This window comes from Bacillus sp. 05T31 (assembly GCF_056396725.1).
In genome coordinates, this window is record NZ_JBFTMA010000646.1 from 1 (window position 1) to 5,257 (window position 5,257).

Genomic DNA, 5,257 nt, shown 5'->3' on the forward strand with positions numbered 1-5,257 from the left:
CATTGACCTTCTTTACGAAAAGAATTTCAAAAAACTTTCGAGAAGCAAGAGGTTTTACTGATACAGTAGATAAACTTGTTGGTAAAAAAGGGATTGTCATGCAAGCGATTACAAGTGAAGTGAACGGTATTGTGAAAGTGGATGGAGATACTTGGACAGCTATTTCAGATGTTTCTATTGATGCCGGAGAAAAAGTCGTTGTTATAAAGAGGCATAGTACTGTGTTACAAGTGAAAAAGGAGAGTGAATAAATATGGTAGCATTAACATTAACGATTATTTTTGCTTTAATTGTCGTTGTATTTATTGCGTTAACAATTAAAATTATTCCACAGCAAAAGGTTGGGGTTGTTGAGAGATTTGGTAAATTCCAACGTATTATGCACCCAGGATTAAATATTTTAATTCCAATTGTAGACCGCGTACGTGTATATCACGATCTACGTATTCAACAAACGAATGTACCACCGCAAAAGGTAATTACGAAAGATAATGTGCAAGTAGAAATTGATACAATTATTTTCTATCAAATTGTTGAGCCAGAACTTGCGACATATGGTATTTCAAACTATGAATATGGTGTTCGTAATATTACATCTGCAACGATGCGTCAAATTATTGGTAACATGGAACTTGATGAAACATTATCAGGTCGTGAAAAAATTTCAATGGAAATCCGTTTAGCGCTTGACGAAGCGACGGAAAAATGGGGCGTTCGTATTGAGCGTGTCGAAATAGTTGATATTAACCCGCCGAAAGATGTGCAAGTATCGATGGAAAAACAAATGAAAGCAGAGCGTAATAAACGTGCGATTATTTTAGAAGCAGAAGCTGCGAAACAAGATAAAGTCCTTCGTGCTGAGGGGGAAAAACAAAGTAAGATTTTAATGGCCGAAGGGGATAAAGAAGCTCGTATCCGCGAGGCTGAAGGTATAAAAGAAGCAAAAGAATTAGAAGCGCAAGGGGAAGCAAGAGCGATTGTGGAAATCGCAAAAGCAGAACAAAGTCGAATTGAATTACTACGAGCAGCAGATTTAGATGAACGCGTTCTTGCTTATAAATCATTTGAATCATTGATTGAGGTTGCAAAAGGCCCAGCGAATAAAGTCTTTATTCCGTCTAATGCAATTGAAACACTTGGTACTCTTGGTGCGATTGGGGAAATTTTCAAAGAGAAACAAGCGAAGAAATTACCTTCGTCAGATACAGAAAAATAACTATACGAGTGAGGAAGAGAAATGGGATGCCATTTCTCTTTTTTGTGCGTATATTACGAAAGGCTTGTACATATCCATGTATAAAGAAGGTGATACAGTGAAAAAGTATGCAACTCATATACATGGGAAAAAACTAGTTTCGTTACTCTTTTTATATGCACTAATAGTAATTATTATTGCGTCGATTTTGACGTCACTTTTACATACAATGAAATCGAATTACGCGAATCAATGGTTTGGAAAAGTATCGATGCAAGGTTTTGTTCAAATGATAGAAAGTGAGAATCGCTATTACGGATTTGATTATTTTAAGAAGAATAAAAGGGAGTCATTTGGAAATTTAATGTTCTCGATTGCGACGGATTTGAAAATTAAAGATTTAAGAACGTTTGTCGGTAAAGAAGTGCCTGGTATGTCAAAGTATTACTCTAACATTATCGTAGCTGGGGAAGGGACAAACTTTACGAATATCCCAAATGAATCTAGTGTACCGATTGAAGAAGTAACGAAAGAGCGAGAAGTAGCAAAAGATAAAGTTACAGAAGCTGAAAAGAATAATCCGGTTCAGAAAAAGAACGGAGCGAAAAAAGGTGAAAGTGCAGTATATATTTATCATACACATAGCTGGGAATCTTTCTTTCCGTTATTACCAGGGGCTACCGATCCATCAAGTCCAGATGTAAATGTGTCCTTACTAGGGAAACGTATGAAAGAACAACTTGAAGGACAAGGAATTCCGGTAGTTCATGATAAAACGAATATGGGGGATTTATTAGCGAGTAAAAAATGGAAATGGCCGCAATCATATAAAGCGTCTCATGAATATGTAAAAGAAACATTAGCACAAAATAATAAAATTGCGTTTCCGATTGATATACACCGTGATGATCAGCGGAAGAAGGTAACAACAAAAGTAATTAACGGGAAATCGTATGCAAGATTATATTTTATAATTGGGATGGAAAACGAAGGGCGTGCTGAAAATGAAAAAATTGCAAGAGCAATCAATAGTTATTTAGATGAAAACTATTACGGATTAAGTAGAGGGATTTTTCCGAAGTATAAAAAAGATGGAAATGGYGTTTATAAYCAAGATTTATCTAAAAATGCGATGTTAATTGAAGTTGGTGGTGTTGATAATACRTTAGATGAATTATATAACACAATTGATGTATTAACGGAAGCGTTTAGTAAGTATTATTGGAACAATGCGGAGAAAGTGAATGGGTGAGGAACGGGAAACCGTTCCTTTTTTTTATATAAAGGTAAGAATGTGATATAATGGAATTTTGTGAATATTAAATGAGGAAGTAGGGGAAATATGCAAATAATATTAATACGCCACGGTGAATCAGAAGCTGATATTTTAAATGTACAGGGGAATCATTCATTGAATTTAGAATGAGAATAGAAGGAATCTTTTCTAAAATCGTGACAGAGAATACATATGACCGAATTGCAATTGTTGCACACGGTGGTGTAATAAATAGTATTTTACGAGCGTTTTTTCAAATGCCAATTAGCATGGACTATTATTTTAAAATGGGAGATACGGGAATTAGTTTGATTGAACTTACGGATAAACAGAAAACTATTCATTTTATAAATGATACAAATCATTTAGAGGGAATATAAGAGGATATGTACAAAGTTGTATTTTTTGATGTTGACGGTACTCTTTTAAGCGAGATTGATAGAAGTATGCATGAAAGCACAAAAGAAGCGATACAAAGGTTAATAGATAAAGGAATTCACGTAGTTGTTACAACAGGGAGACCATATAGTTTATGCTCACAATTTAAAGAGCTGGGCATAAATACGTTTATTTCTGCAAATGGTGCACATATAAAATGTGCTGATGAAGTTATACATAAATCGGTACTTTCAAGWGRAATTRTTCATGATATTTCAARTTTYGCTGAAATACATGGTCATAGTGTTTCTTATTTTACAGAAGAATTTGTAATGAATGGTATTGCGTCAAAAGATGAGCGTGTAATACGAGCATTAAATGAAACGTTAAATTTAGAGCGTTATCCTGACAAAGTTAGAAACTTATCAGAAGAGATTTATTGTGTATGTCTGTATGCTGATGAAACAGAAGCTCAAAAATTCTTTGAAAGATATCCAGCACTTACGTTTGAACGTTTTCATGGTTACGTTATGAATGTGTTGGAAGATAATAAAGTATCGAAACTAACTGCAATTCGAAAGGTATTGGAACATCTGAACATTTGTAAATCAGAAGCAATTGCTTTTGGTGACGGTGGGAATGATATCGAAATGTTACAGTATGTAGGGTTAGGGATTGCAATGGGGAATGGCGGAGAAGAGTTAAAAGCAAGAGCTGATTTTGTTACAAAGAAGGCGAGCGAAGGTGGTATTGCTTTTGCTTTAAATGAATTTAAGATTATTTAAAGAGATATCTTAGAGAGAAGATTGTATCCTTCAATTATTGTTTGTTGCATTTGAACAATTGTTTCTGGTGTATGTTCTATATAAAAGGTATGTAACTCTTTTTCCGTAATACCATTTAATATGAGTAAATCAGCATGACAAATAAGTGAAAGATGTGCGCACATTTCAAATAATGAACGCTTTGATTCAATTGATTTCATTTTTAAATCACTTTCAGTATACTGTTTAAGTATTTGACTAGAAGTATCAACAGCAATTTTAAGTTGATGCAATGCAGATTGTACAAACATTGTAATTCTCCTCATCTCCATATATAATAATTTCTTAAGGGTATTATATCATACTCAAAATTCCGAAAATTCTAGTAGTTTGACTAGCATAGTGAAAAGTATTATATTGTAAAAGGTCATATGAAACGTGAAATAGAATTGAATGTAATTATTGAGTTAGGAGTTAGACCAATGAGCTTGAAATATGGAAGAGATACAATTGTTGAAGTTGACTTAAATGCTGTAAAACATAATGTAAAAGAATTTAAAAAACATGTAAACGATGAAAATATTGCGATGATGGCTGCTGTAAAAGCGAATGGGTATGGTCATGGGGCAGTTGAAGTTGCCAAATCGGCTATTGAAGCAGGAATAAACCAACTTGCAGTTGCATTTGTAGATGAAGCAATTGAATTAAGAGAAGCTGGAATCACTGTACCTATTTTAATTTTAGGATATACACCAGTAGCAGCTGTAGAAGATGTAATTCAATATGACGTTATGATGACTGTTTATAGAGTAGAAGATTTACAAGGTATAGATGAAGTTGCAAACCATCTTCAAAAGAAAGTGCGAATTCATGTGAAAATTGATACAGGAATGAGCCGTATTGGTTTACAGGAAGAAGAAGTTAAACCGTTTTTTGAAGAGTTAAAACGTATGCGATATGTAGAAGTAGTAGGGATGTTTACACATTACTCTACCGCCGATGAAATAGATAAAACTTATACAAATATGCAAACAAGTTTGTTTGAGAAAGCTGTAAATAAAGCGGAAGAATTAGGAATTCATTTTCCATATATTCATAGTTCAAACAGTGCAGGATCAATGGAACTTAGTAACACATTTCAAAATATGGTTCGTGTCGGTATTGGAATTTACGGTATGTATCCTTCAAGAGAAGTGGATCATACAGTTGCTTCCTTACAGCCAGCGTTGTCTTTAAAATCAAAAGTAGCTCATGTTAAACATGCGAAGAAAAATCGTGGTGTTAGCTATGGGAATACTTATGTAACAACGGGCGAAGAATGGATTGCAACTGTACCGATTGGTTATGCTGATGGTTATAATCGTCAGCTATCTAATAAAGGGCATGCACTAATAAACGGAGTACGAGTACCTGTAATTGGCCGTGTTTGTATGGATCAGCTTATGCTAGATGTTACAAATGCAATGCCAGTACAAGTAGGAGACGAAGTTGTATTCTACGGCAAACAAGGTGAAGAAGAGATTGCGGTGGAAGAAATAGCAGATATGTTAGGTACAATTAATTATGAAGTTACATGCATGTTGGATAGAAGAATTCCACGTGTTTATAAAAAAAATGATGAAACGACTGCGGTTGTAAATATAC

Annotated in this window: 5 protein-coding genes and 2 pseudogenes; 6 read left to right on the top strand and 1 reads right to left on the bottom strand. The window is 34.3% G+C overall.

The window, feature by feature from the left end:
* The 5 genes and pseudogenes from AC1DJR_RS25815 to AC1DJR_RS25835 all read left to right on the top strand — a co-directional run.
* Positions 1 to 251 (top strand): NfeD family protein (locus AC1DJR_RS25815; RefSeq protein WP_477003839.1); only part of this gene is annotated, 251 nt, incomplete at its 5' end.
* Between the two features lie 2 nt (positions 252 to 253).
* Positions 254 to 1,216 carry an SPFH domain-containing protein gene (locus tag AC1DJR_RS25820; RefSeq protein ID WP_113734613.1) on the top strand — a complete coding sequence of 321 codons (963 nt, stop codon included), beginning with the start codon at positions 254 to 256 and terminating at the stop codon, positions 1,214 to 1,216.
* A gap of 97 nt (positions 1,217 to 1,313) precedes the next feature.
* Positions 1,314 to 2,447 (top strand): stage II sporulation protein P, encoded by a 1,134-nt coding sequence (gene spoIIP, locus AC1DJR_RS25825; RefSeq protein WP_429688780.1) that lies wholly within the window; start codon positions 1,314 to 1,316, stop codon positions 2,445 to 2,447.
* Positions 2,448 to 2,593: 146 nt separating this feature from the next.
* Positions 2,594 to 2,851, top strand: a pseudogene (locus AC1DJR_RS25830) (histidine phosphatase family protein); the annotation flags it as partial.
* A gap of 6 nt (positions 2,852 to 2,857) precedes the next feature.
* On the top strand, positions 2,858 to 3,634 hold the full coding sequence (locus AC1DJR_RS25835; RefSeq protein WP_477003840.1) for a Cof-type HAD-IIB family hydrolase: 777 nt from the start codon (positions 2,858 to 2,860) through the stop codon (positions 3,632 to 3,634).
* Here the strand turns inward: AC1DJR_RS25835 and AC1DJR_RS25840 are convergent.
* Positions 3,634 to 3,924 (bottom strand): annotated as a pseudogene (locus tag AC1DJR_RS25840) (DinB family protein); the annotation flags it as partial. The gene AC1DJR_RS25835 and the pseudogene AC1DJR_RS25840 overlap by 1 nt on opposite strands.
* Positions 3,925 to 4,095: 171 nt before the next feature.
* Between AC1DJR_RS25840 and alr the strand changes: the two are divergent.
* Positions 4,096 to 5,257: alanine racemase (alr, locus tag AC1DJR_RS25845; RefSeq protein ID WP_477003841.1), on the top strand; the 1,162-nt coding region annotated here is incomplete at its 3' end.

Coding starts and splice junctions, on each gene's coding strand:
- AC1DJR_RS25820 (WP_113734613.1), top strand. CDS start 254: ATGGTAGCATTAACATTAACGATTATTTTTGCTTTAATTGTCGTTGTA.